Source organism: Solibaculum mannosilyticum (assembly GCF_015140235.1).
In the GTDB taxonomy this organism is placed as follows: Bacteria; Bacillota; Clostridia; order Oscillospirales; family Acutalibacteraceae; genus Solibaculum; species Solibaculum mannosilyticum.
On record NZ_AP023321.1, the window covers coordinates 522,240 to 545,880 of the forward strand.

General features: G+C 50.9%; 20 protein-coding genes. 13 read left to right on the forward strand and 7 right to left on the reverse strand.

The genetic code is table 11. The annotated features are described in order from the left end of the window. Positions 1–111 precede the first annotated feature (111 nt). The 3 genes from C12CBH8_RS02410 to C12CBH8_RS02420 all read right to left on the reverse strand — a co-directional run bounded on the left by C12CBH8_RS02410 (position 112) and on the right by C12CBH8_RS02420 (position 3,531). Positions 112–1,167 carry an alcohol dehydrogenase gene (locus C12CBH8_RS02410; RefSeq protein ID WP_090265954.1) on the reverse strand — a complete coding sequence of 352 codons (1,056 nt, stop codon included), beginning with the start codon at positions 1,165–1,167 and terminating at the stop codon, positions 112–114. 204 nt (positions 1,168–1,371) lie between these two features. After that, positions 1,372–2,136 carry a tyrosine-protein phosphatase gene (locus C12CBH8_RS02415; protein ID WP_215533454.1) on the reverse strand — a complete coding sequence of 255 codons (765 nt, stop codon included), beginning with the start codon at positions 2,134–2,136 and terminating at the stop codon, positions 1,372–1,374. 189 nt (positions 2,137–2,325) lie between these two features. Next, a complete protein-coding gene (locus C12CBH8_RS02420; RefSeq protein WP_215533455.1) occupies positions 2,326–3,531 on the reverse strand; it encodes an LCP family protein in 1,206 nt (401 codons plus the stop codon). Positions 3,532–3,839: 308 nt separating this feature from the next. Between C12CBH8_RS02420 and C12CBH8_RS02425 the strand changes: the two genes are divergently transcribed. From C12CBH8_RS02425 to C12CBH8_RS02435, 3 genes are read left to right on the forward strand one after another with little or no spacing between them, the layout of a single operon-like run. Continuing rightward, on the forward strand, positions 3,840–4,781 hold the full coding sequence (locus C12CBH8_RS02425; RefSeq protein WP_090265814.1) for an AAA family ATPase: 942 nt from the start codon (positions 3,840–3,842) through the stop codon (positions 4,779–4,781). Next, positions 4,778–5,947 carry a DUF58 domain-containing protein gene (locus C12CBH8_RS02430; protein ID WP_215533456.1) on the forward strand — a complete coding sequence of 390 codons (1,170 nt, stop codon included), beginning with the start codon at positions 4,778–4,780 and terminating at the stop codon, positions 5,945–5,947. The genes C12CBH8_RS02425 and C12CBH8_RS02430 overlap by 4 nt, the downstream gene beginning before the upstream one ends. Then, the gene (locus tag C12CBH8_RS02435) at positions 5,944–8,310 is read left to right on the forward strand and encodes a transglutaminase TgpA family protein (RefSeq protein ID WP_215533457.1); all 2,367 of its coding nucleotides are present in this window, start codon (positions 5,944–5,946) and stop codon (positions 8,308–8,310) included. The genes C12CBH8_RS02430 and C12CBH8_RS02435 overlap by 4 nt, the downstream gene beginning before the upstream one ends. Positions 8,311–8,364: 54 nt before the next feature. Here the strand turns inward: C12CBH8_RS02435 and C12CBH8_RS02440 are convergent, their stop codons facing one another. Beyond that, a complete protein-coding gene (locus C12CBH8_RS02440; protein WP_090265820.1) occupies positions 8,365–8,880 on the reverse strand; it encodes a nitroreductase family protein in 516 nt (171 codons plus the stop codon). Between the two features lie 208 nt (positions 8,881–9,088). Between C12CBH8_RS02440 and C12CBH8_RS02445 the strand changes: the two genes are divergently transcribed. From C12CBH8_RS02445 to rbr, 8 genes are all read left to right on the forward strand, one after another. Further along, positions 9,089–10,900 carry a PASTA domain-containing protein gene (locus tag C12CBH8_RS02445; RefSeq protein ID WP_215533458.1) on the forward strand — a complete coding sequence of 604 codons (1,812 nt, stop codon included), beginning with the start codon at positions 9,089–9,091 and terminating at the stop codon, positions 10,898–10,900. Between the two features lie 61 nt (positions 10,901–10,961). After that, positions 10,962–11,732, forward strand: a complete 771-nt coding sequence (locus C12CBH8_RS02450; protein WP_215533459.1) for a sugar phosphate isomerase/epimerase family protein — start codon at positions 10,962–10,964, stop codon at positions 11,730–11,732. Positions 11,733–11,945: 213 nt separating this feature from the next. Next, the gene (locus C12CBH8_RS02455) at positions 11,946–13,145 is read left to right on the forward strand and encodes an oxygen-binding di-iron domain-containing protein (RefSeq protein ID WP_215533460.1); all 1,200 of its coding nucleotides are present in this window, start codon (positions 11,946–11,948) and stop codon (positions 13,143–13,145) included. Between the two features lie 630 nt (positions 13,146–13,775). Next, the gene (locus C12CBH8_RS02460) at positions 13,776–14,447 is read left to right on the forward strand and encodes a cysteine hydrolase family protein (RefSeq protein ID WP_090265828.1); all 672 of its coding nucleotides are present in this window, start codon (positions 13,776–13,778) and stop codon (positions 14,445–14,447) included. Between the two features lie 13 nt (positions 14,448–14,460). Beyond that, positions 14,461–15,900, forward strand: coding sequence for a nicotinate phosphoribosyltransferase (locus C12CBH8_RS02465; protein ID WP_215533461.1), 1,440 nt, complete (start codon positions 14,461–14,463; stop codon positions 15,898–15,900). Between the two features lie 155 nt (positions 15,901–16,055). Beyond that, positions 16,056–16,436, forward strand: a complete 381-nt coding sequence (locus C12CBH8_RS02470) for a desulfoferrodoxin family protein (protein WP_171846342.1) — start codon at positions 16,056–16,058, stop codon at positions 16,434–16,436. A gap of 172 nt (positions 16,437–16,608) precedes the next feature. Then, on the forward strand, positions 16,609–17,055 hold the full coding sequence (locus tag C12CBH8_RS02475; protein ID WP_090265831.1) for a Fur family transcriptional regulator: 447 nt from the start codon (positions 16,609–16,611) through the stop codon (positions 17,053–17,055). Then, positions 17,024–17,560 carry a rubrerythrin gene (gene rbr / locus C12CBH8_RS02480; protein WP_090265832.1) on the forward strand — a complete coding sequence of 179 codons (537 nt, stop codon included), beginning with the start codon at positions 17,024–17,026 and terminating at the stop codon, positions 17,558–17,560. The genes C12CBH8_RS02475 and rbr overlap by 32 nt, the downstream gene beginning before the upstream one ends. Positions 17,561–17,634: 74 nt before the next feature. On the opposite strand, the gene sigK is transcribed toward rbr, so the two are convergent. Next, complete coding sequence (sigK, locus tag C12CBH8_RS02485; RefSeq protein ID WP_215533462.1) at positions 17,635–18,363, reverse strand: RNA polymerase sporulation sigma factor SigK; 729 nt, start codon at positions 18,361–18,363, stop codon at positions 17,635–17,637. Positions 18,364–18,556: 193 nt separating this feature from the next. After that, positions 18,557–18,877 carry a BofC C-terminal domain-containing protein gene (locus C12CBH8_RS02490; protein ID WP_090265836.1) on the reverse strand — a complete coding sequence of 107 codons (321 nt, stop codon included), beginning with the start codon at positions 18,875–18,877 and terminating at the stop codon, positions 18,557–18,559. A 248-nt stretch (positions 18,878–19,125) separates the two neighbouring features. On the opposite strand from C12CBH8_RS02490, the gene C12CBH8_RS02495 reads away from it, so the two are divergent. Further along, a complete protein-coding gene (locus C12CBH8_RS02495) occupies positions 19,126–21,591 on the forward strand; it encodes a transglycosylase domain-containing protein (protein WP_215533463.1) in 2,466 nt (821 codons plus the stop codon). A 70-nt stretch (positions 21,592–21,661) separates the two neighbouring features. Here C12CBH8_RS02495 and argJ read toward each other — a convergent pair whose 3' ends face one another. Then, complete coding sequence (gene argJ, locus C12CBH8_RS02500; protein ID WP_099323226.1) at positions 21,662–22,861, reverse strand: bifunctional ornithine acetyltransferase/N-acetylglutamate synthase; 1,200 nt, start codon at positions 22,859–22,861, stop codon at positions 21,662–21,664. A 201-nt stretch (positions 22,862–23,062) separates the two neighbouring features. Here argJ and C12CBH8_RS02505 point away from each other — a divergent pair, with 201 nt between their 5' ends. Next, positions 23,063–23,572 carry a flavin reductase family protein gene (locus C12CBH8_RS02505; protein WP_215533464.1) on the forward strand — a complete coding sequence of 170 codons (510 nt, stop codon included), beginning with the start codon at positions 23,063–23,065 and terminating at the stop codon, positions 23,570–23,572. Positions 23,573–23,641: the final 69 nt, after the last annotated feature.

The following is a 23,641-nucleotide window of genomic DNA, read 5'->3' on the forward strand; positions in this document are numbered from 1 at the left end:
ATCCAACATTTCCCCATACTATCACCATACTAGAAGAGCCCGGTTCCAACTCTGGAATCGGGCTTTTCTTTTTAAGACGTTGATCAGCAAATAGAAATGATAAAAATGAGATCAGTCCTGATACGGCGTGACGGCCCATTTAAGGCATCCATCCGACTTCTGACCGAAGATGCGGTATCCCTCCAGGATATCGTTGAGAGGAGAGGTATGGGTGATCAGAAAATCGGTGGAGAGACGTCCGGCCCCGATCAGCTTGAGCAATGTCTCACAATGGACGGCGTCTACGCCGCCCGTTTTAAAGATGAGGTTCTTGCCGTACATCTGATGCAAAGGAAGCATTTGAGCCTCTTCGTACATAGCGATAACCGCCACCGTTGCATTGGGACGGGCAATATCCCATGCCATCTGGAAGCTTTCCTTGGATCCCGCAGCTTCTATGACGCCGTCAGCGCCTCTTCCGCCGGTAAGAGCATCCACAACCTGCTTGGGATCCTGTTTCCCGGGATGGACAGCCGTTTCGCAAAGGCCTTGTCTTTGGGCGGTGCCGAGACGGGATTCATCCATATCCAAAGCGATGACCTGGGCCGCACCAAATAGCTTGGCACAGCTCATGGCGCAAAGCCCTACCGGTCCGGCCCCGATGACAGCTACGGTATCCCCGGGCTGGATGGAGCACAATTCAGCGCCGAAATAGCCGCTGGATAGGATATCCCCTACAAACAAAGCGTTTTGATCGGTGACGTTGTCGGGGATTTTAGTCAGGCCCATATCGGCAAAGGGGACGCGTACATACTCTGCATGACAGCCGTCGATGCGGCAGCCCAGTTCCCAGCCGCCCTGCCGGCAGTTGTTGATAAATCCCTGACGGCAGAACCAACAGTCGCCGCAAAAGGTGATACAGTTGGCGGCCACCCGGTCTCCGGGACGAAGATTGTGAATTCCCGGTCCCACTTCCATCACTTCGCCTACAAACTCGTGCCCCAACACAGTCTCCGGTTTGGCGCGGGGGACCGCGCCGTGCATAATGTGCAAATCGCTCGTGCAGATGGAAGACAATGTCACTTTGACCACGGCATCCCTAGGATCCCGGATACACGGCATGGGCCGATCCATTAGTTCAATGGAACCGTCTTTATGGCAGACCAAGGCCTTCATAGTGGATTTCATAAAGCATCCCTCGATTTTATATGTTGGATGGAACGGCTGTGCGAAAAACGCATACCGCATCAGACATCCTCTTTTATGATATATTATACCACAGCTTATCCGGGATACAAGGATTCCATCCGCACGGTATCCCGCACAAAGACATAAAAAAGCCGCTTTCCCTTCTCCAAAAGAAAGCGGCTGAATACCTACAAACTGACCCGATTAAAAAAGAGTGGTCCGGGGACGGATGGGATCTACGGGCCGGGCCGATACAGGCTGATCATTGAGGATCTGAGTAGGGGTTTCCACCAGCATGCGGTTCATGAGATACTCGGGCAGAGGGGGGCGAATATACACAGCCTGCTCCAGGAGATCGATGCCTCGATGTCCCAAAGGACGATGCGCATCCGAAGCCAGGCAGTCGATCATATTGGCTTTGGCCATCGCCATGGCCAAAAGACAGGCTTCCCGGCCAAAGTTGCCCGCCAAGCTGGAGAGCGTCACCTGAAACAAGGCGCCCATATCATTTAGCTCATTGATCAGCTGATAGTTTTTCTGAAGATAAATAAGACGTTCCGGATGGGCCAAAATTGGGATAACGCCGCGGTCAAACAGGGCATCCACCTGGTCGAGGATCAGCTCAGGGCGTTCCAAGCGAAATGGGAATTCGGCCAGTAAATAACGGCTGTGATTCAGAGTAAAAGGGGAGAAATCCGTGAGTTCCAGCATGGGGGCGGTGATGTGTACTTCCGCGCCGGGATAGAGATGGACATCAAACCGTTGAGCCGCCTCCTCCTTTAAGGAGTCGATACGGTTTTGACGGATATCCACATATTCCTGGGCGGTACGCACATCAATAAAGTGGGATGTCGTGATGATGGAATGGATATCATTTTCCTGGGCGATACGGCACATCATGAGGGATTCCTCACGGCTTTCTGCACCGTCGTCCACTTCAAATAAAATGTGGGTGTGAATGTCAACCATAAAAAGGTATGCACCTCCTCAGAACAAAAAATCAGGAAACCTCGTACGATTCGTTTGGATCAAACGATGGGATCCTTACACAGTTTATACGAATTATATGAAAAATACGGCCCTGTCCTCATGCCCACAATCGGGCGCGGGCAGGGCCGACATTCTCATGAAACAGCAATCACGACAAGACGCCTTGTATTATTTTGCTTTCGAAGAGGTTTTCTTCGCAGAAGAACCGGAACTGTTATCCACTTCACTGCCGGTCTTTTCCACCGACGTAGGTTCAGCGCTGACTTTATCGGGATTTTCTCCTTCATAAATAAAGTCCTTCATCAAATCGCTATTGGTTTTAAAGTCGATGTCCAAAGCGTCGGTACCAGTGACTTGCCGGTCCGTATTGGTCCAAGTGCCGTCGGCCGGAATACGGAGTTCATTGATCGGGTAGTTCAGGATGGAACCGGCCTGCATAGCCAAGCTGAGGATCTGGGAATCACTCAAATTGGTGGTGACATTGGGTAATATCTCTTGCACAAGGCCGTTGATTTCAAGAATATTCAGGTTTTTACTCTGGTCCACAATGGCGCGCAGCATATTGCGCTGGCGCTGTGTACGCTGGAAGTCGTCGCCTGTCAAGTGACGGATACGGGAGTAATTAAGAGCCGTCTTGCCGTCCATGTGGTTGAGGCCCACCGACACGGTGGTAGTCTGATCGATGTCGGGATTGTTTTTCTTATTCATATAATTGGCCTCAGCCTCGGTCAGTTCAATATCCACCCCGCCGATTTTATTGACTACATTCTCAAACATGGAGAAATCCACAATTGCGTAATAGTCCAACCGGATGTCAAAGGCCTGCTCAATGGTATCCATCAGGAGATCTGGGCCGCCGATGGCATAAGCCGCATTGATCTTCTGCTCCTTATGGCCGGGGATGGAAACGTAGATATCACGCATGATGGATGTCATTTTGATCTTTTTATGGACGCCATCCACCGTGAAGATAATCATGGAGTCGGAATTGCCACGGTTTGTCTGGCTGCGGGTATCGCTGCCGATGAGCAATACATTCATGATATCCTTTACCTCTGGAGGCTGCGAGACGTCCGACCCCGATACCGATGTGCTGGAGGACAATTGGGCAATTCCCATCGATTCCAAATCATCCGGCGTTTTGCGCAGTCCCAATAGGTAGTTGATATACAAAGCCCCCGCTACGCCTGTCACAATCAACAGGGCCAGAATCACCAGCAAGACGCGGATCAGGATTTTTTTTGTCTTGCCTTTCTTTCGGTTGGGGGGACGGCGGCCGGAAGAGCTTTGCGAAGAACGGCTGTTGGAATAGATATCCCTCGAAGAATCATCGTTATCATAGGGGGCGCCATGGAACGAATCGTGTTTGCTCATGGAATGCAACTCCTTAATTTCACTCTCAATTAGTTTGTGTTTATTTTAAAATGTCATACATTCATAAAATATCAAGAATTTTACAAAAAAACAAAGATGCAGACAAATTATACCCTACCTGAAAAGGTAAGTCAATGCATGCATTCCAATGTTACAGAACTGTTATGCTTTCGTTACAGTTTATTCGGATATTTGGGAGCTTTTGTCTTTGACTTCGATAAAAATTTTTGTTATGATAATTTTAAATACAAAATGTTCTAATTGAGGGAATTTTGATGTGGAATTTATGGAAATATGAGGGATGATCTATGAACTATATGCAACTTCTGGACGAAATACGAATCAATGTATCGAAAAATATGGTGGGCAAACAAAAAGAAATTAATTTAATTCTCATCGCTATGATCTGCGGCGGCCATGTGCTGGTGGAGGATGTGCCAGGCCTTGGCAAGACCACGATGGTGGCAAGTCTGGCTCAATCGCTGGGATGTACCTTCCGGCGCATCCAGTTTACCCCGGACGTTCTGCCGTCGGATATCACTGGATTCACCATGTACAATATGAAATCCGGAGAACAGGAAGTCCATACCGGCAGCATCATGAGCCAAATTGTGCTGGCCGATGAAATCAACCGCACCAGCCCCAAGACGCAGTCGGCCCTATTGGAGGCCATGCAGGAGGGACAGATCAGCATCGACGGCAAAACCTATGAGCTTCCCCGACCCTTTATGGTCTTGGCCACCCAGAACCCGGTGGAATTGGTGGGAACTTATCCGCTGCCCGAGGCGCAGATGGACCGGTTCCTTTTGTGCATCCACATGGGATATCCGGACGAAGCGGAAGAGGTGGAAATCCTCACCCGGCATCAGAACAGCGCTGTACAACCGGCATTAAAACCAGTGGCTACCGCACAGCAGGTACTGCTGCTCCAGGAAGCGGTGGATCATGTCCATTGTTCCGACGCGATCAAACAGTATATTGTCCGTCTGGCGGAGGCCACCAGGCAGCATCCCGACGTGCATCTGGGAGTGAGTCCCCGCGGTTCCATCGCCTTGATGCGGGCGTCGATGGCCAGGGCCATGATAGAAGGACGCGGTTATGTCATCCCCGATGATGTACAGGCGCTTGCCGAACCCGTACTAAGCCACCGGCTGGTCATGACGGCTCAGGCAATGCTGGAGAAAACAGGGCCTTTGGATATACTGAAAAAAGTACTTGCCACAGTGCCGGTGCCGAGAGTCTCATCATGAGAGGCCGGCGATGGTTTTGCTATGTTTTGTTGCTGGTATTCCTCATCGGCGGCATGGCAAGCGGTAAAAGTGATTTTTTTGTGGTGTTCGGCATTTTACTGGCGGTATTCCTCAGCGCAGTGCTGGGCAATGTCTGGGTGGCGCGCCGGCTGCGTTGGAAACAATCGCTTTCTTCGGGCATCGTTATGGCGGGATCTTCAGCCCGTTTCCATTTGGATCTCACAGGGAAAAAATGGTTTTTTACTCTTTTGAAAATCAATGTGGATACCGGTCAAGGCGACGATGCCCAGGCGTTGATTCCGTGGCTGCCCGGGGCATCCAATCACGTAGATTTATCGGTGGAGTATCCATACCGGGGGAACTATAAGGTAGGGGTAACGTCTGTTGAGGTGCAGGATGTTTTTGGACTGCATCGGGTGGTACTCTCGGGCCGAAAACGGGGGGACGATCTTTTGCCGCTTACGGTATGCCCCCGTATTTTTCCCGCAGTGGTGCCGGAACAGCCTGTCTCATCCCAGACAGGCCAGGATGCTGCCAATGATGCCCGTCCCGCCGACGCGGGGGATAGTTTCTCGGCTCCTAGAAGTTATCAGCCGGGCGATTCCCTCAAACGTATTCACTGGAAACTGTCAGCTAAGACGAGAGAACTTTATACAAGACAATACGAGATCGCTGTGGAACGGCATATTCTGCTCATCCTGGACAATCAGAACTATGGGCTGGCGACGGAGGAGAGTCTCGCCTACGGAGAAGTGGCATGTCAGCTTGCATGTTCTGTGGTATCCAGTTTGGCGGAGTCCGGCCGCAATGTCAAGGTGATGGCCGGCAGCGGTCCTTGGCAATGGTGCTCCGGACCGGATGGGTTCCCTCAAGTGTATCAATGGCTGGCTTGCCTCCCGTTTGAGGGGAGACAAGCGGTATCAGATATACTGCGGGGAGAAGCGGCGGAGGAAAAGCGTCCCGGTATGGCGTATGTCATTACCGCGCGGTCCGACGCAGATATGATGGCGAATCTGTCTCTGCTCGGTTCCCTGGGATGCAGGGCCGTATGCCTGGAGGTACAGGTGCCTGGGGTTGAACGGCAGAAAAGTGAGGTGCGGCCGGGAGTCAAGTTGGTGCCCGTCCCCATGGACGGCGTACCCCAAGTGCTGAGGAAAAGCCTATGAGACGACAAAAAGAAAAACAAAAAATAGAAAAGGCATCCCATCCCAAAGCGCCGAAGCGGGAATTGCCCGCCCTCACCATAGGACAGAGGGCCTTCAATTTATTGGCCGATGCATTGTCCAGTTTTTTCTTATCGGCCGGCGTTTTAATGGCGGTATTTATTGTATTGCCCTTCCCGCGGTTCATGGGGACGACGTTGCTTCTGTGCGGCGGGATGGTACTGCTGGTGGTGCTTCTCAGCCGCAAATGGTGGGTTTGGACTTCCCTTATCCTGCTGGGACTTCTATCCATAGGGGTACTGTGGTACCAAAATGGATTTACCCTTAGGCGGGAATGGAATCAAGTGGTCAGCTTTTTCACTTGGTGGGTGAGCAAATTTCCGCGTTCTTCTGACTGGTGGACGCGGGGAGGACCTCTGTTGGTACAGATCCTGTTGACGGCCGGAGTCGTTGTGCTGATCTTCCTCATGATCCGCCGGGCGTACAGTTTCCTCATGACGGCTGTTGCCGTCAGCGCGGTGTTTATCACCCTGTACATTCTCAATTACAAAGAGCTGGTAATCCCCTTGTGCATCGCTTTGGTAGGACTCTCCATGCTGTTGCCTCGGTCGGTTCACAAAAGCATGCTCAAAAAGAACAGGCTGATTTTAGCGCCGGCTCGAAGTTATATGCAGTTTTTAGCTTTGCCGGTGGGAGTCCTGGCGGTGATGCTGGCTCTGTTTATCACCCCTCAAGACACACGGCAGTTTCAATCCCCGTTTCTTTATCAGCAGAGCATGGAAATCAAACAATATTTCAGCAATATCTTTACCGCCAAACGCAACAGCTTTAGCCTGGAGAGCACTGGTTATCAGCCGGCCGGCGGACGCATGGGCGGCCCTATTGATCTCAATTATGATCCTGTGATGATTGTCAGGACTGATTATCCCCTGGCAGTACGGGGCAGTGTCATGGATCAATACACCGGGTACTCATGGGAGGACAGCCGGAAGGACGGCACCCATCTTTTCCACGAAGATACCTTGGATTCCGACGATTTCCAGGCAGCCTTTGGAACCGACCGGTTTAATTCTGCCAGCCGTCAGATTTTAAACGACATTACCAGAAACGCCACAACCGAGATCACCATGGTGCAGGACAATGTCTCCGCCCTGTTTGTGGCGGGAAGGCCGCAGTCGGTTTTGAGCGATCAGGATGTGTATTTTGACATGCAGTCCGAGATGTTTGTCAAACGCCCTCTCAGTCAAGGGGAATCGTATACCATTGTCAGCCGGTTCTTCAACCGGGACCTGGAAGGGTTCGCAAGCGGCATTCTGAGGCTGGAACGCATCACGCAGAATCAGCCGGATCTGGATTACGACCGCATTGTGGAACGCTATACCCAGCTCCCCGATAATCTGCCCCAAGAGGTGGCGGATATGGCCCGGATGGTAACAGCCGGGGCCGATACCAATTATCAAAAGGCGGCCCTTTTGGAACGGTGGATCAATGAAAACACCACCTATTCCCAGGATGTCCCTATGCCGCCGGAAGATCAGGACTTTGTAGCCCATTTTCTGGAGACCCGGGAAGGATACTGTACCTATATGGCGTCGGCTATGGCGGTGATGGCGCGGACGTTGGGCATCCCATCCCGGTATGTGGTGGGGTTCAGCGTACGCGCGGCCGATATGGATGTCGAGGACGGATTCACGGTGCGCAATGCCCAAGCCCATGCATGGGCGGAGATTTATCTCAAAGGCATCGGCTGGATCCCCTTTGATCCAACTACACGATATGAAAATTCCCTCAACTTTTTTGAATCGGATGATTCAGAGGAGCTGGACCGCCTTGATAATTCTTTTTCCTCCTCTCAGCCGGTTTCATCCCAGCCCTCCTCTGACAGCACCTCTATGTCTTCTGCGGATCAAGATCCCCAAGATCACACCATGGATCCGGAAGTGATCCGGACGGTTCTGATCGTATTGGGGACGGCGCTGCTTATGGCGGCATGGATCACTTGGAGGATTTGGCGCAGAAAACACCGGTATCAGCTTGAACGCCTGCGCCAAAAAGGGAAAGGGAACGATAAGATCGCTGCTTTTTACGGGAAAGATATGACCCGTCAATTAAAACATTTGGGATTGTCCATCCATCCGGAGGAGACATGGCTTCAGTTTGGCCGGAGAGCCGACGAGAAATTAAGCTTCTCTCAAAACACGGTGTCCGATTGGATGCAGGTGCTTATGGACTGGAGGTATGGGGAACGGCCTGTCACCGACCATGACGTACAGGTGGCTCAGGACGTCCACCGCCATTTGGAACAGTATCTTAAATCCCACTGGAATGCAGTGCATTATTTTGTCATCCGCGTCCTGCTGGAGTAACAAAAAGGCGGCCCTTTCCACAGAGGAAAGCGGCCGCTTTTTTATAAGATCTTTTTAGTCTGTCCACTGGTCGTCGTAGGCCACAACCTGATCGAGGGCCTTGCGGGGACGGGCGTCCACTTGTTCGTCAGGATACCCCAGGGGAGTGACAGCTACTACCTGGTAATCGTCAGGGATGCGGAGCAGCGTCTTGACAGCTTGGTTGTCAAAGCTGCCCAGCCAACAGGTGCCCAAGCCGCATTCCATGGCCTCCAGCATCATGAAAGAGAGGGCGATGGAACAATCCACCGTCCGGGCAGGCTGACCGCAGGCCATATCCCGCACATTGTTGGCGCATACCACAAGGTGCACCGGCGCGTCCTGGATGAAACGCTGTCCACAGCAGGCGTCCACCATTTTGGCCCGAAGATCCGGATCCTTTACCACCACAAAACGCCAATCTTGCTGATTGCGTGCCGACGGCGCCAATCTCCCGGCCTCCAGCACTTTGTTGAGAACCGGCTGTTCAATGGGGCGGTTCTGGTACCGGCGGATGCTCCGCCGTTCTAAAATAGCATGCATAACATCCATGAAAGATCACTCCTTATTATGTTGTACCGCAACACTGCGGTCAAAAGCGATGGATTGGTTGTCTTTAGTATACCACTGTTGGGAATACGGGGAAAGGGCTGGTAAGGACAAGTCTCATTGACAACGTTCGACAGGCTTGGTACAATAAAACTGATTATCATCAGGGATATTTTGTTACATGTGTTTGAAAATAAGGGAAGGTGAAATTATGCCCTCAATGGAAGATCTCTGTCTTGGATGCATGAAGGAAAAAGGCGGTAAGGCCGTCTGCCCCCACTGCGGGTACGAGGAAACAGAACAAAAGGCCCCGGCTTTGGCGCTGCGAACCCTCCTGCAAAAGCGGTATCTGGTGGGAAAGTTGCTTTCCAGCAATGGAGCTGCGACCTCCTATTTGGGCTGGGATGAATCGTCCATGAGCCCGGTGGTTATCCGGGAATTCTTCCCAACAACTCTGGCGCAGCGGGACGAAGATGGCCTCACTCTCAAGGTGCTGGCCGGATGCGAGGGCCCTTTCCAGGATGGATTGGATGAATTTTTAAAATTGTCCCGGATCCTGGGACGTATGCGCAATCAACCGGCGGTTGTGCCGGTGTACGACATCTTTGAGATAAACGGGACGGCCTACAATGTATCGGGCTGGGAGGAAGGCGTCCATCTGGATCAGTGGCTTCCCAAACACGGCGGTCATCTGTCGTGGGATGAGGCGAGGGCGTTGCTGATGCCGGTTTTGTATGCAGTAGAGGCGTTTCATTCTATGGGGATGCTGCATTTGGGAATTTGTCCCCAGAACCTGGTGGTCACTCAGAACGGCCGGATGCAATTGGCTGGATTCCACATCAACCAGGTGCATATCGCCCGCAGCGACCTGACCCCGGTGTTTTATCCCGGATACACCGCCTTGGAGCAGATGAAGCCCGATCAGGACATCGGCCCATGGTCGGATGTCTACGGCCTGGGAGCTACGTTGTTCACCATGCTCACCGGGTACATCCCCAAGGATGCGGTGGCCCGTCAGGAGGATGAAAAATTATTGATCCCGTCGTCAGTGGCGGCGTCTATTCCGCAGCAGGTGGCGGCGGCTATGGCAAAGGCCATGCGGCTGGACAGCACCCATCGTACCAAAACAGTGGAACAGATGCGAAAGGAACTGTCCGTATCCCCGAATGTGACAGGCGTTCTCCAGGAGATGGAACGGGAGGAAAAAACACAGGCCACTCAGGTGATTGATAGTACGAAAGCAGCAGCCCCTGCTGTATCTCCGTCCTCGCCCAGCCGGAAGGAAAAGGAGCAGAAGAAGTGGATCATCGCTTTAGGGATCTCGTCCGGACTGTTGTTTGTATTATGCGTGGTTTTGATGATCGTGTTGTTTGCCCAGGGGGATAAGGGGGCGGATGTTTCCAGGGAAGTGTCGTCGGAGGCTTCCAGTATGGTATCGTCGGAAGAGTCCAGCCAGGATCCAGCGCTCAACCACATTACCCCCACCATGGTAGGACGCGAATATGAGGATCTGATGGAACAAAACCCTTGGTCCTACGTAGAGATTGAGTTGGCAGGAGAAGTGTTTGACGACAGCGTCCCCGAAGGGACCATTGCAAAACAGGAGCCGGAACCGGATACCCCCATTGAGACGGGAGAGACTGTCAAGGTTTATTTGTCCAAGGGGCCCTATATGCGAAAAGTTCCGAATGTACGGGGAAAAAGCGCAGTGGAGGCCATTTTGGAGCTGACCAAAGAGGGATTCTCCTGTCAGGTGGTGGAGCAGTCCAGCGATACGGTACCGGATGGTCAGGTTATCCAGACCGATCCTCCCTCCAAGGAGGAGATGGAATATGGATCCGAAGTGTTTGTCTACGTCAGCGACTATAATCCGCCGGCCTCCTCGAAATCATCCTCCAGTAGAGCATCTTCTTCCAGAAGCAGTCAATCGGAGCTCAATCCATCTGAAGAGGAAGGGAGCAGTTCCTCCCGCGGGAGTTTTTGGGATAGTTTATTTGGTTCAAATGAATCTTCCAGCCGGTAAAATTTACATGAGCGCTGGAGAATGTGCCATACTACTATGAGAGAAAAGGAGGGGACTTACTATGAATCCATTGGTTTGGATGCCCTTGGAAAGTGAAAAATCCATGGGCCGCAGGATAAAGTCGGCTGCCCGCCAAGGCATTGGGAGAATCGGACTGGTTATCCCAGAAACCGGTGCGCCTAGTCGGTGGGAGAAGGCGTTCGGCTGGGGATGCAGCCTGGTACAAGACGAGGGTATGACATTGGAGGCTTTGTCCCTTCCGCTGCCGGTGGAAAAGTGGCAGCAAGAGCAGGTGACATTATGGCTTTCCTCGGCGTCGGATGCAGGGGTGAAAACAGTGATGCTACATCCTGAGATCCCGGAAGAGGAGTTCCTGGAGATTCAGGCGGCCTCCAATGTAGCCGCATTGTGCGACAAGGTTGAGGAACATGGCCTTTCCCTGTTGATCGAGACGGCCGGTCCGCTCACCAGTTACAAGAGTATGAATAATTTTCTCACCTGTGTGGGTCGGGATATCTTAAAGATCGCATGGAATGTCCACAATACGTTTCTCCATGAGCCGCTTTATAGCCGTCCCAATCGGGTGGTAGATGCTCTGGCACAAAATATCGGATTGGTGGTTGTAAGAGACTCGTTGATAAAAGCGGGGATCCAGTCGTTCCGTCTATTGGGATTTGGCGATGTGCCGGTGCTGGACAGCATAAAGGCGTTGCTGGATGCCGGAGTCACGTCGGATTTATCGTTTTGGGTGGACTGTCCTCCAGCATTGGAGGGGGAGGAGGCGCTGCATCACTGTATCCGGATGATGGAGATGGTACAGAAATTGGTATAATCCCAGAGGTATTTTGCATACTAAGGGAGACCGTTTGATCTTCTGTGACAGAAAGAGAAGAGCCATCCAGGAAAAACTGCAAGTCGTGCAAAACCCTGGTGGGATTTGAGACGGCTCCTAGTTAAAATGGCGAAATTTGGCGGGAAGCTTGATGTTTCCTACTGAAACAGTATAATAAGAATCAATACAGCATCCGAAGGGAGAAGATCAAAAATGGATCAATCGTTCGCTATTACACCCAGCGTCACTTGGGTTGGAAAAATAGACCATGAATTAACTCATTTTCATGGAGAGGAATTGTCTACTCATAGAGGTTCCTCTTACAATGCTTATTTGGTCCGTGGGGAAAAGACTGTCTTGATCGACACGGTCTGGCGCCCTTATGCCTATCAGTTTGTGGAAAACCTGGAGTCTGTGATCGACTTGAAGGAGATTGATTATATCATCTCCCTGCATTCGGAAATCGACCACAGCGGATCCCTGCCGGCCCTGCTGGAGAAGATCCCGGGGACTCCGGTGTACTGTTCCCAGAACGGCGCTAAGATGCTCAAAGCCCATTATCATCAGGATTGGAACTTCCATCCGGTCAAAACCGGTGATACTCTGGACATCGGCGGCGGTAAGACCTTCACCTTTGTGGAGGCCCGCATGCTCCATTGGCCGGATAATATGATGGCTTTCCTGTCAGGAGACAATATCCTGTTCTCCACCGACGTCTTTGGTCAGCACTTTGCCACTGAGTTTATGTACAACGACCAGGTCAATCAGGATGCCCTTTACTACGAAGCGGAAAAATATTATGCCAACATCGTGGCTCCTTTCTCCAAGATGGCTGCCATGAAACTCAAAGAAGTCAAGGCGATGAACCTGCCGCTCTCGATGATCTGCCCCAGTCACGGCGTCATCTGGAGGGACAACCCCGGCCAGATCGTCGAGGCCTACGAGAAATGGTCGAGCTATTATCATCACAATAAGATCACCATTGTGTACGATACCATGTGGCAGTCCACCCGCAAGATGGCTGAGGCCATTGCCGCCGGTATCAAACAGGCTGATTCTGAAGTGGAAGTGGTGGTGCGCAGCGCCTCCAAACACGATAAAAACGACATTGTCACAGATGTGTTCAATTCCAAAGCCGTCCTCTTCGGATCGCCTACCGTCATCCGCAGCCCCTTGTCGCCTATTGTGGCGGTTCTGGACCTGATCAACGCCATGGACATCAAGGACAAAAAAGCTGCAACCTTTGGCAGCTACGGTTGGAGCGGCGAGGCTGCCAAGGTCATGGCCGAACATCTGGAGAAAGCTGGTTTCGAGATCGTGCAGGATGGTATTCGTACTATGTGGGTTCCGGATGAAGACGCTTTGGAACAATGCCGTGCCTTTGGCGAGGAATTTGCCAAAAAGGTAAAGTAATCGTCAGGCGGGCAGTGCCCGCGGCCATGACGCGCATGGAGTTTATTCGGATATTCTCTTGAGGCGTCCCGCGAGCAGAGCGGGAAAAAGATAGAGCTGTCTTCTGAAGCCTGCGAGAACCTTATCCATAGAGGATAGTCGGCTACAAAGGATTAGGCGATACGCTAGGCGGGCAGTGCCCACAGCTATGATGCGCATGAAATTTATTCGGATATTTTCTTGAAGTGTCCCGCGAGCAGAGTGGGAAAAAGATAGAGCTGTCTTCTGAAGCCTGCGAGAACCTTATCCATAGAGGATAGTCGGCTACAAAGGATTAGGCGATACGCTAGGCGGGCAGTGCCCACAGCTATGATGCGCATGAAATTTATTCGGATATTTTCTTGAAGTGTCCCGCGAGCAGAGTGGGAAAAAGATAGAGCTGTCTTCTGAAGCCTGCGAGAACCTTATCTGTAGAAAGTAGTCGGCTACAAAGGCTTAAGACGATATGGTATGAGTACTTCCCGCATTCAGCGCACTGAATTGCCTTCAGTGCGCTGAATCTGCAATAAACTACTTTTATGGAGAAATTTACTCTTTGTTTTCGCTTTTAGACAAAGCGCAGGAGAAAGAGTATCCCAGGGAGGGATAGGCATGCAAATAGGCAGCCGACAGGACTTTTTACAACAGGGTGCCGAAGCTCTGGATGAGATCTACGATTGGGTACAGTCGCTGGAACCAATTTCTGTGGGAGAACTCTCTCCTAAAAACAGCGCTTTGCTGGTGGTAGATATGGTCAATGGATTTGCCAAAGGAGGAGCGATGTCCGGCCCCCGGGTGAAGGATTTGATCCCGGCTGTGACGGAGGCGGCCCATGCCTTCTGCAAAGCAGGCATCCCGGTGGTCAATTTTGCCGACTGCCACGGCGGACAGAGTCCGGAATTTGAGGCTTATCCAATTCATTGCGTCAAGGGGGATTGGGAAAGTCAAGTGGTGGAAGAGATCGCCGCTGTACCCCACGTCCTCATTGAGAAAAATTCCACCAATGGCCTATTGGAACCTGAATTTATAGAGTGGCTTACCAAACATCCTCACATCCACTGTTTTGTGTTGAGCGGAGATTGTACCGACATCTGTGTTTACCAGCTGGCAGTGGGCCTTAAGACGTGGTTTAACCGTCAGGACCGCAAGAGCCGGATTATTGTCCCGGCCGGTCTGGTGGATACCTTCGACGGCCCTGGACACAGGGCGGATTTCGTCAATGCCCTGAGTTTATACAGTATGTCGAGCAATGGTGTGGAAGTATCGTCTTCCCTGACGTGGTAAAGGAGGATCCCAGATGGAACATCGAAAACTGGAGCTGTTGACGGACTTTTATGAGATCACCATGGCCAATGGATATCTGGTCAACGGCATGGCCGACACCATTGCTTATTTTGATCTTTTTTTCCGAAAGATCCCCGACGAAGGCGGTTTTGCCATTTTTGCCGGACTGGATCAACTCATTGATTACCTACAAAATCTCCACTTTACCTCGGAAGATATTAAATTTTTGCGTGGGAAAAACATGTTTGATCCCCGTTTTATCGATTACATGGAGCACTTGCAATTTTCCTGCGACGTATGGTCGGTGCCGGAAGGAATGCCGATCTTCCCGCAGGAGCCGGTACTGACGGTTCGAGGCCCAGTCATCCAGGCCCAGTTTATTGAGACCATGGCCCTGTTGTGCATCAACCATCAGTCTCTGATCGCCACCAAGGCGAACCGGATCTGCCGGGCTGCCAAGGGACGCAAAGTTATGGAGTTTGGTTCCCGACGCGCTCAAGGTTTCGACGGCGCTGTATTAGGTGCCCGTGCCGCTTATATCGGGGGATGTGTAGGGACAGCCTGTACGGTGTGCGAGCAGGATTTTGGCATCCCGGCTCTGGGCACCATGGCCCACAGCTGGATCCAACTCTTTGACGACGAATTGGCCGCTTTTCGGGCTTATGCCAAGGAGTATCCTGAAAATTGTACCCTGTTGGTGGACACCTACAATACGTTAAAATCCGGCGTGCCCAATGCTATCCGCGCCTTTCAAGAGGAGATTGTCCCGCGCGGATACCGTCCCGGCGCCATCCGGATCGACAGCGGCGATATTGCCTACCTCTCCCGTAAAGCCCGCAAGGTGCTGGATGAAGCTGGATTCCCCGACTGCAGCATTGTAGCCTCCAATTCCCTGGATGAATATCTTATCCGGGAGATGCTGGAACAGGGGGCTCAGGTGGATTTGTTCGGCGTAGGGGAGAGGCTTATTACCTCCTCCAGCGACCCTGTATTTGGCGGGGTATATAAACTGGCTGCTGTAGAAGACAAGGGACGGATTGTCCCAAAGATTAAGCTGAGTGAAAACGTGGGCAAGATTACCACCCCTGGGTTTAAAGAAGTATGGCGCCTTTATGAGAATGAAACAGGCAAAGCCATCGCTGATGTGGTGACCCTTCATGATGAGGTCATTTCGTCGGAAGAACCTTATGTATTGTTTGATCCTGAATTTACCTGGAAAAGCAAAACAGTCAGCGATTTTACGGCAAAACCTATCCGACAGCTTATCTTTGAGGGAGGGAAACTGGTATACAGCCGTCCCGACGTGCATCAAATCCGTACCTTCTGCCAACAGCAGGTGGAAACTTTGTGGGATGAAGTCAAGCGGTTTGAAAACCCCCACACTTATTATGTGGATCTCTCTAAGTCCTTGTGGGAGGAAAAACAATTGATGCTTGCCAAATATAAGCGTTAATATTGGCTCATGGGCGGTAACATTTTGGGATATGGATCAGCGATCTCACAGGGATTCAACGAGAAATATGCTGTGACAGAGTCGTCGGAATTTTACTTGCCTTTTTGAAAAATGAGTGGTACACTTAATTGTATACTGATTTGGGAGGTATTAACATGAAAAAGGAACTGAAAATCTATCGTTGTGCCCATTGCGGAAACATTGTAGAATTGATCGACGGCCATGTCACACCTTCTTGCTGCGGCCAGCCCATGGATCTGCTCAAACCCAATACTGTAGATGCTGCTCAGGAAAAGCATGTACCGGTTGTACGCCGTGAAGGCGACAAGCTCATCGTGGAAGTGGGAAGCGTCCATCATCCCATGACCCAGGAGCATTATATCCCCTACATCTGGGTGGTATTTGACAACAAGGTGGGACGCGCTCATCTGACCCCCGACGATGAACCGGTGGCTGAATTTTTCCCGGGTGAAGGTCCGCTCAAGGTATACGGCTACTGCAATCTCCACGGCCTGTGGGAGACCGATATAGACTAAGACTTTATTGCTGAAAAGCTGGGTGCAGAATCATTCTGCACCCAGCTTTTTGTTTTCTGGCATAAAAATGTAAAAATATTTTTGTGAAATTTCTTGACATAGGATAAATGAAGTGGTATAGTATAGAAGAAATAAATAGTAACGATTACTATTACTTATGGAGAACCAAGTTATGAGATATTCAAAGCAGAGGGAGCTGATCTACCAGACGGTGAAAGCAAATCCCATTCATCCTACGGCCGATCAAGTATACCATTGCTTGAAGAAGGAACATCCTACCATCAGTTTGGGAACGGTATACCGCAATCTCAATCTTCTGGCAGAGCATGGCCTGCTTCGTAAAATTCACATGCCCGATTCCAGCGACCGGTTTGACGGCCGCCTTGATGGACATTACCATATGCAGTGCTGCTGTTGCGGCAGGATATACGATGTGGAACTGCCTAAATTGGACGGTCTGAGGCATGACATTCAGGCAACTACAGGATTTCAAGTATCAGAATGTGACATTGTCATCAAAGGTACTTGCAAAGACTGTCAGACAAATAATAATTTGCACTCTATCGAGTGCCAGGGAGGAAAAAATTATGGATTTGAAAGGTTCCAAGACATTAGCTAATTTGATGACCGCTTTTGCTGGCGAATCCCAGGCAAGAAACAAGTACACCTACTATGCTTCTCAGGCAAAGAAAGAGGGCTACGAGCAGATCGCTGCCATCTTCACTGAGACTGCCAACAACGAAAAAGAGCATGCGAAAATCTGGTTTAAGCTGATTCACGACGGCGTAGGCACCACCGCTGAGAATTTGCAGGATGCTGCAGAAGGCGAGAACTATGAGTGGACTGATATGTATGCCACTTTCGCCAAGGAAGCCAAAGAAGAAGGTTTCACTAAGATCGCTTATCTGTTTGAGGCTGTTGCCAAGATCGAGAAAGAGCATGAAACCCGTTACCGCATTCTGTTGGACAACGTCAACCAAGGCAAGGTCTTCAAGAAAGACGAAGTTGTCATTTGGCAGTGCGCTAACTGCGGCCATGTGTATGAGGGTACCGAGGCTCCTGAGATCTGCCCCGTATGTGCTCATCCCCGTTCCTTCTTCCAGGTTCGTGCCCTCAACTATTAATTGTAACGATTTATCAGAGCGAAAAAGGACACATCTTCAAGATGTGTCCTTTTTTTCATGATCTGAAAGGGAAATTATACCCGTTTTTTTTGCCGCATAACGAGAGGGGAACCCTCCATATCAAATAATTTCTTGAGCTGGGACATGGCCTTTTTTTCAATACGGCTGACGTAAGATCGGGAAATCCCTAATTTTTGAGCCACTTCCCGCTGGGTCAGACTATCTTTATCGTCCAGACCATAACGCAGTTCTAGAATCATACGCTCACGTGGAGTGAGACTTTCCATCATATATTTACGAAGACGTTGGGACTTTAAACGGATATCCAGGTTATCTAAAATATTGTCCTCTGTGGCGATAACGTCCATGAGAGACAATGTGTTGCCGTCTTTATCAGTATCAATCGGTTCATTGAGAGAGACGTCTTGAGCCGTCTTCTTCTGACTTCTAAAATACATCAAAATCTCGTTTTCGATGCATTTAGCAGCGTAGGTGGCGAGACGGCAGTTGCGTCCGCTGTTAAAGGTATTGATGGCTTTGATCAGGCCGATGGTGCCGATGGAAATGAGATCGTCTTGATCGCGGATATTGGAATAGTATTTTTTGATGATGTGGGCAACAAGACGAAGATTATGTTCAATTAATTTATTACGGGCTTCCAGATCCCCATTTTCATGATAGGCATCCAGACATTCCTTTTCCTCGGCCGATGAGAGGGGCCGGGGAAAAGAACCCGAATGGGAAATATGCAGTGCAAAGTAGATAATATTGGAAAGAGCTGCTAGGATCAAAGCCGTGACCATAAAAAATCCCCCCTTCTCCCAAGCATGGGATGTCTTTCCATCCTATGCGGGAGAACGGGATTTTTGCATGTCCGTCGGGGAAAAAAGCGAAAAAGACAAGCATCTATCACTTTGTGCATCCTTTGGACGACAGAAAAGCCGCTGATCCATCACAATGGCAGCGGCTTTTCGCGGATGAATGGAGGAAGGCAGGTTATCCGGTGTAGTCTTCAATTAATTGCTGGAGCTCTTTTTGATCGTCGATGCGGATCCCGGATTCCAGGAGATCTTGATCGTGTTCCGGCAGGCTGTTTACATAGATGTCCAGGACTTGGGTGGGATCGTCATTTCCGTCCTGGAACACGGCAATTTTACCCTGGTAGTCGCGCATGACCCATCCCCCTGTGACAGCTGAGGAGGATGGCGACGCCTGGGTACTGCTGCCGATCATAGATGCACCCATCAGGATGCACAGAGTGGCGGCCAACGATGCTGTTGCCACTAGTACACTGGTTTTTACGTTGATGTTACCCAAGAATTACCACTCCTTTACGATAGGGATGAATTCAACAAGCGGATGGCTTATGATGTTTTTTTGGAGGTTTCACGCTATTATCTTTGCCAGGATTTGTCTATCTTATTCACAGGCCCTGTGGGACGCTACAAAATTTTCTGAAAATACAGGGCTTTTTTCGAGCCAACCGTGAAAAATGTTTCCTGGTTTTGCATACGGGATAAAATATGTTATAATAATCAGAATAGTTAAGGGAGGCGAAAGCATACATGAGTGACCGCATATCCGAGCAACACGATACATCAACCGGCGCTCCCCGATCCGACCGCCCCGACAGGAAAAAACAGCGTCCCAAAGGTGTGGGCGTTACGTTGAAGGTTTTATCTATTATCGGCAAAGTGCTTTTGAGTGCTCTGTTGATCATGGTCATCACAGGTAGCATCGTAGCCGGCGCCATGACCATCTATATCATGAAGATGGACAAAGGGACCGACATCGACCTGGGCCAAATGAACCTCAACTACACAAGCTTCCTGTATGAAAAAGACGACGTTACCGGCGAGTGGGTGAAAACCGAGGAGTACCACGGCCAGGAAAACCGCACATGGGTGGACTTCGACCAGATCCCCCAGTACATGAAAGATGCGGCAGTGGCCATCGAAGATCAACGTTTTTATCAACACAAGGGTGTAGACTGGAAACGAACCATCGGCGCTATGATTAACTCTTTTGTCCCCATCTATGGAGGCCGCCAAGGCGGTTCCACCATCACCCAGCAGCTCATCAAAAACTTGACCGATGATACCGACGTTAGTTTTTCCCGTAAGATCCGCGAAATTATGCGGGCTTTGGAATTTGAGAAAACGAACAACAAGGATGATATCCTTTGCGCCTATCTGAACACCATCGCTTTGGGAAGCGGATGTCATGGCGTCCAGGCGGCGGCCAACAAGTACTTTGGCAAGGATGTCAGCCAGCTCAACTTGGCTGAATGTGCATCCATCATCGGCATTACCAAGTATCCCACCCGGTACAACCCGCTGCTCTACCCGGAAAACAACAAGGAGCGGCAATTGACGGTACTGGCTGAGATGTTGCGTCAGGGGAAAATCTCCCAGGCGGAGTACGACGAAGCCGTCGCCTATCCTTTGGAGTTTAACCCCAGTTCCACTTTGGAGGAAGACGTGACCCATGTCCAGAGCTGGTATTCGGACATGGTGTTTGAAGATGTGGTGGATTCTCTGGTGGAAGAACTGGGCTATGACCGTAAGTACGCTCAGACCATGCTGTTTACCCAGGGGCTGCGCATCTACTCGGCAGTGGATCGGGATGCCCAGGCAGCTGTGGAAGAAGTCTACTCGGATCCCAGTAATTTCCCCTCCATTAAGGCGGCCAGCGAACCTCAGTCAGGCATTGTTGTGATGGATTATACCGGCCGGATTGTGGCCACTGCCGGCGCCATAGGGGAGAAGACCGATACACGTGTCTTCAGCCGGGCAACTATGGCCAAGAGGCAAACTGGTTCTTCCATCAAGCCCCTGACTACCTATGGTCCGGCGCTGGAATTCGATAAGATTACCTATTCTACCGTGTACCCCGATGAACCGTTGACCATCAAACAGAACGGGAAGCTGACAAAGTGGCCCCCCAACTATAATGACCGATGGTCTTATGAGAATGTTACTGTACAAAAGGGCTTGGAAAAGTCCCTCAACACCATCTCGGCCCGCATCTTAGAAGACATCGGCATCGACGCGAGTTTTGACTTTGCCAAGGATCGTTTCCATCTGGATTCCCTCATCGACAGTGAAGAGATCAACGGCATTACCTATACCGACCGGGATCGTTCCCCGCTGGCCTTAGGCGGTATGACCAAGGGCTTGACTGTTCTGGAGATGACGGCAGCTTTCCAGACGTTCGGCAACGGCGGCCTTTATTACGAACCCTATTCTTTCTACCGTGTGGAGGATGCCGACGGTAATGTCCTCATTGAGAAGGCCAAAGAGGGAGAGGGGTCTTCTGCAAGCCGTACGCTGAGTTCTGACACGGCGTATATTATGAACCGGTTGATGACTCAGGTTGTGGACGGCGCCAGCGGTACTGGCCGCGAGATCCGCAACAATGGCTATTGGCCGGAGAGCAAGGGCATGGAGATTTTTGCGAAAACCGGTACGTCGGGTGCTGACAATGATTCCACTAATGTCTGGATTGTGGGCGGCACTCCCTATTATGTAGCAGGCGTTTGGTATGGATTTGATACCCCCAAGGCATTGCCAAAGTCCATCGTAAACGGCGCGAAATATGGATGGGCCAAAAGCATGAGAGGGATCCATGCAGATCTGGAAAACATTAAGTTCCCTGCCGATGATTCGGTGGTGATGCGCACCTACTGTGAGGATTCTGGACTACTAGCCGGCAATAGCTGCACACACAAGAAGTTGGGCTACTATAAAAAGACCAATATTCCCGGCGTATGTAACGGGATTCATAAGAATCTCAGTGACGGTGCATTAAATGATGAAAGCAGTGAACTTGCTTCCTCGACACCTGCTGTTTCCCAACCGGAGAGTTCCTCCCAGGAGGTATCCAGCAGCAGTCCAGCTGTTTCAGAAGCGCCTTCCTCCCAGGCATCGGAGAGCCAATCCTCTATAGAGCCTCCGGCTTCCTCGTCGTCTTCAACCTCTTCTCAGCCTGTGGACTCAGGTTCTTCTTCCATCCATCGTCCGGCAGCCTAGAATAAAACCAATAAAATGAGGCCTCCGCTGTTTTTTAAACAGCAGAGGCCTTTTTTATCATCAAAATGGATTAAAGTTCGGGGACAGGATCAAGGCATCCATAGGACACAGCGTCAAAAAAACCGTCGTTACAATCGACAGAAAGGATGATTTCTGATTCCTTCAGCAGATCATGTGCTTTTTGGACATCAAAGAAGAGGGATGTGCAGCCGCTGCACAGATGAACCGTTTCTTCAGATGCAGGGGAGCTGAGGGATACATCCATAGCGCCGCCGTCCACATTGGCGCCGCTTCCTCCGATGGCGCATACAATATCGGTCCAACAGGGGATACCTTTGGACAGAGCCTCCACCACACGGGAACAACTGGTCACTGCTTTAGCCGCAAGGAGGGCGTCTGTCTCTGTACGTGCGGCGTGAACCTGACAGGTCAAAAGACGTCCTCCAGGACGGCTGTCTTTGGCCATCCATTTGGCGAGCTCCAGACAAAGGGCACTCAATGCCTGGCAAAAAGCCTGATATCCATCCCCAAGATCGGTGATTTTCCCGTTTCCGGCCATGCCGGAGGACAAAATAGTCACCATGTCGTTGGGGGAGGGGATGCCTCCCAAAGCCATACAATGGAAGCTCTTTTCTACCGCTTCCTTTAATGCCCGGTCCAGCAGCTCGGGATGAATGTTTACATCCGATGTCAAAAAACACAGCATGGTGGCCATATTGGGACGAAGCAATCCCGATCCTTTTGCCACGCCGCCAATATAGCATGGGACGTCCCCTACTAAAAATTCCACAGCCAGTTCCTTGGGCGTGGGGTCGTCGGTGAGAATGGCCAAGGCAGCGTCGTGCCCGCCCTCTCTGGAACAGGCACCGGCGGCTTCTCCGATGCCTGCTTCCACCCGGTCCATGGGCAAAGGGACGCCCATCTCCCCAGTGGAAGCCACAATGACGTCTTCGGGCGGAATGTGCAGAGCTTTGGCAGTCAAGCTGCATATTTTTTTCGCGGCTGCCACGCCTCCTTCTACACAACAGTTGGCGATACCGCTGTTGCACACCACTGCTTGGGCCCGCCCATGAAGAATGTTCTGGGCAGTGACGGTGAGAGGGGCGCCTTTGACGGCATTTTTGGTATACACCGCCGCTACAGCACACGGTTTCTGAGCCGTAATCAACATCAGATCCTTGCCCTGGGATTTCATTCCACAAGATACGCCGGCCGCCTCAAATCCTTTGGGACAGGTGATGCCGCCGGTGATAAATTTAGTGCAGTTCATAACAATCACTCCTGGTTTTGGGCCATCCGGGTATGAGACAGCACAACCGTCTCATATACTACCAAAGAACCCATATCCTTCTTCCTCCGATTATAGCAGAGTTTTCCGCCAATGCAATGTCCCATCTTGGAAGTGAGGAAAAAATATGCTATCATAGAGAGGATCACTTTTACCACTTTTATCAATAAAGGAGTGCTTTCCATGAGTTTTGAAACCATCCGTCCGCAGGACATCAACGGAAATGTCTTTGACCTCATCGGCAATCAGTGGATGCTGGTGACGGCAGGCGACTCCAATGGATACAACACCATGACGGCTAGCTGGGGCGGTATGGGCGTCATGTGGGGAAAGGATGTAGCGGTTACCGTCATCCGTCCGCAGCGGTACACCATGGAATTTGTCAAGAAAAACGACCTGTTTACCCTCTCTTTCTACGACCAGCAGTATAAGCCGGCACTGGGCATCTGTGGCAGCAAGTCCGGCCGGGACATCGACAAGGCCAAGGAAACCGGCCTGACTCCTGTGTTCCAGGAGGGCACTACCTATTTTGAACAGGCAAAATTGGTGCTGGTATGCCGCAAGTTGTACGACAGCCCCATGGATCCCTCCAATCTTTTGGACGAGGCTGTGGATGAAAAATGGTATCCGGACAAAGACTATCACCGCATGTTTGTGGGTGAAATCGTCAAGGTTCTGCGCAAGGCGGAATAAACGTAAAAACGAGACACGTGGACGGCGGGACTGGTCTCTCGCCGTCTTTGGCCCTGTGGACAAGCCTGT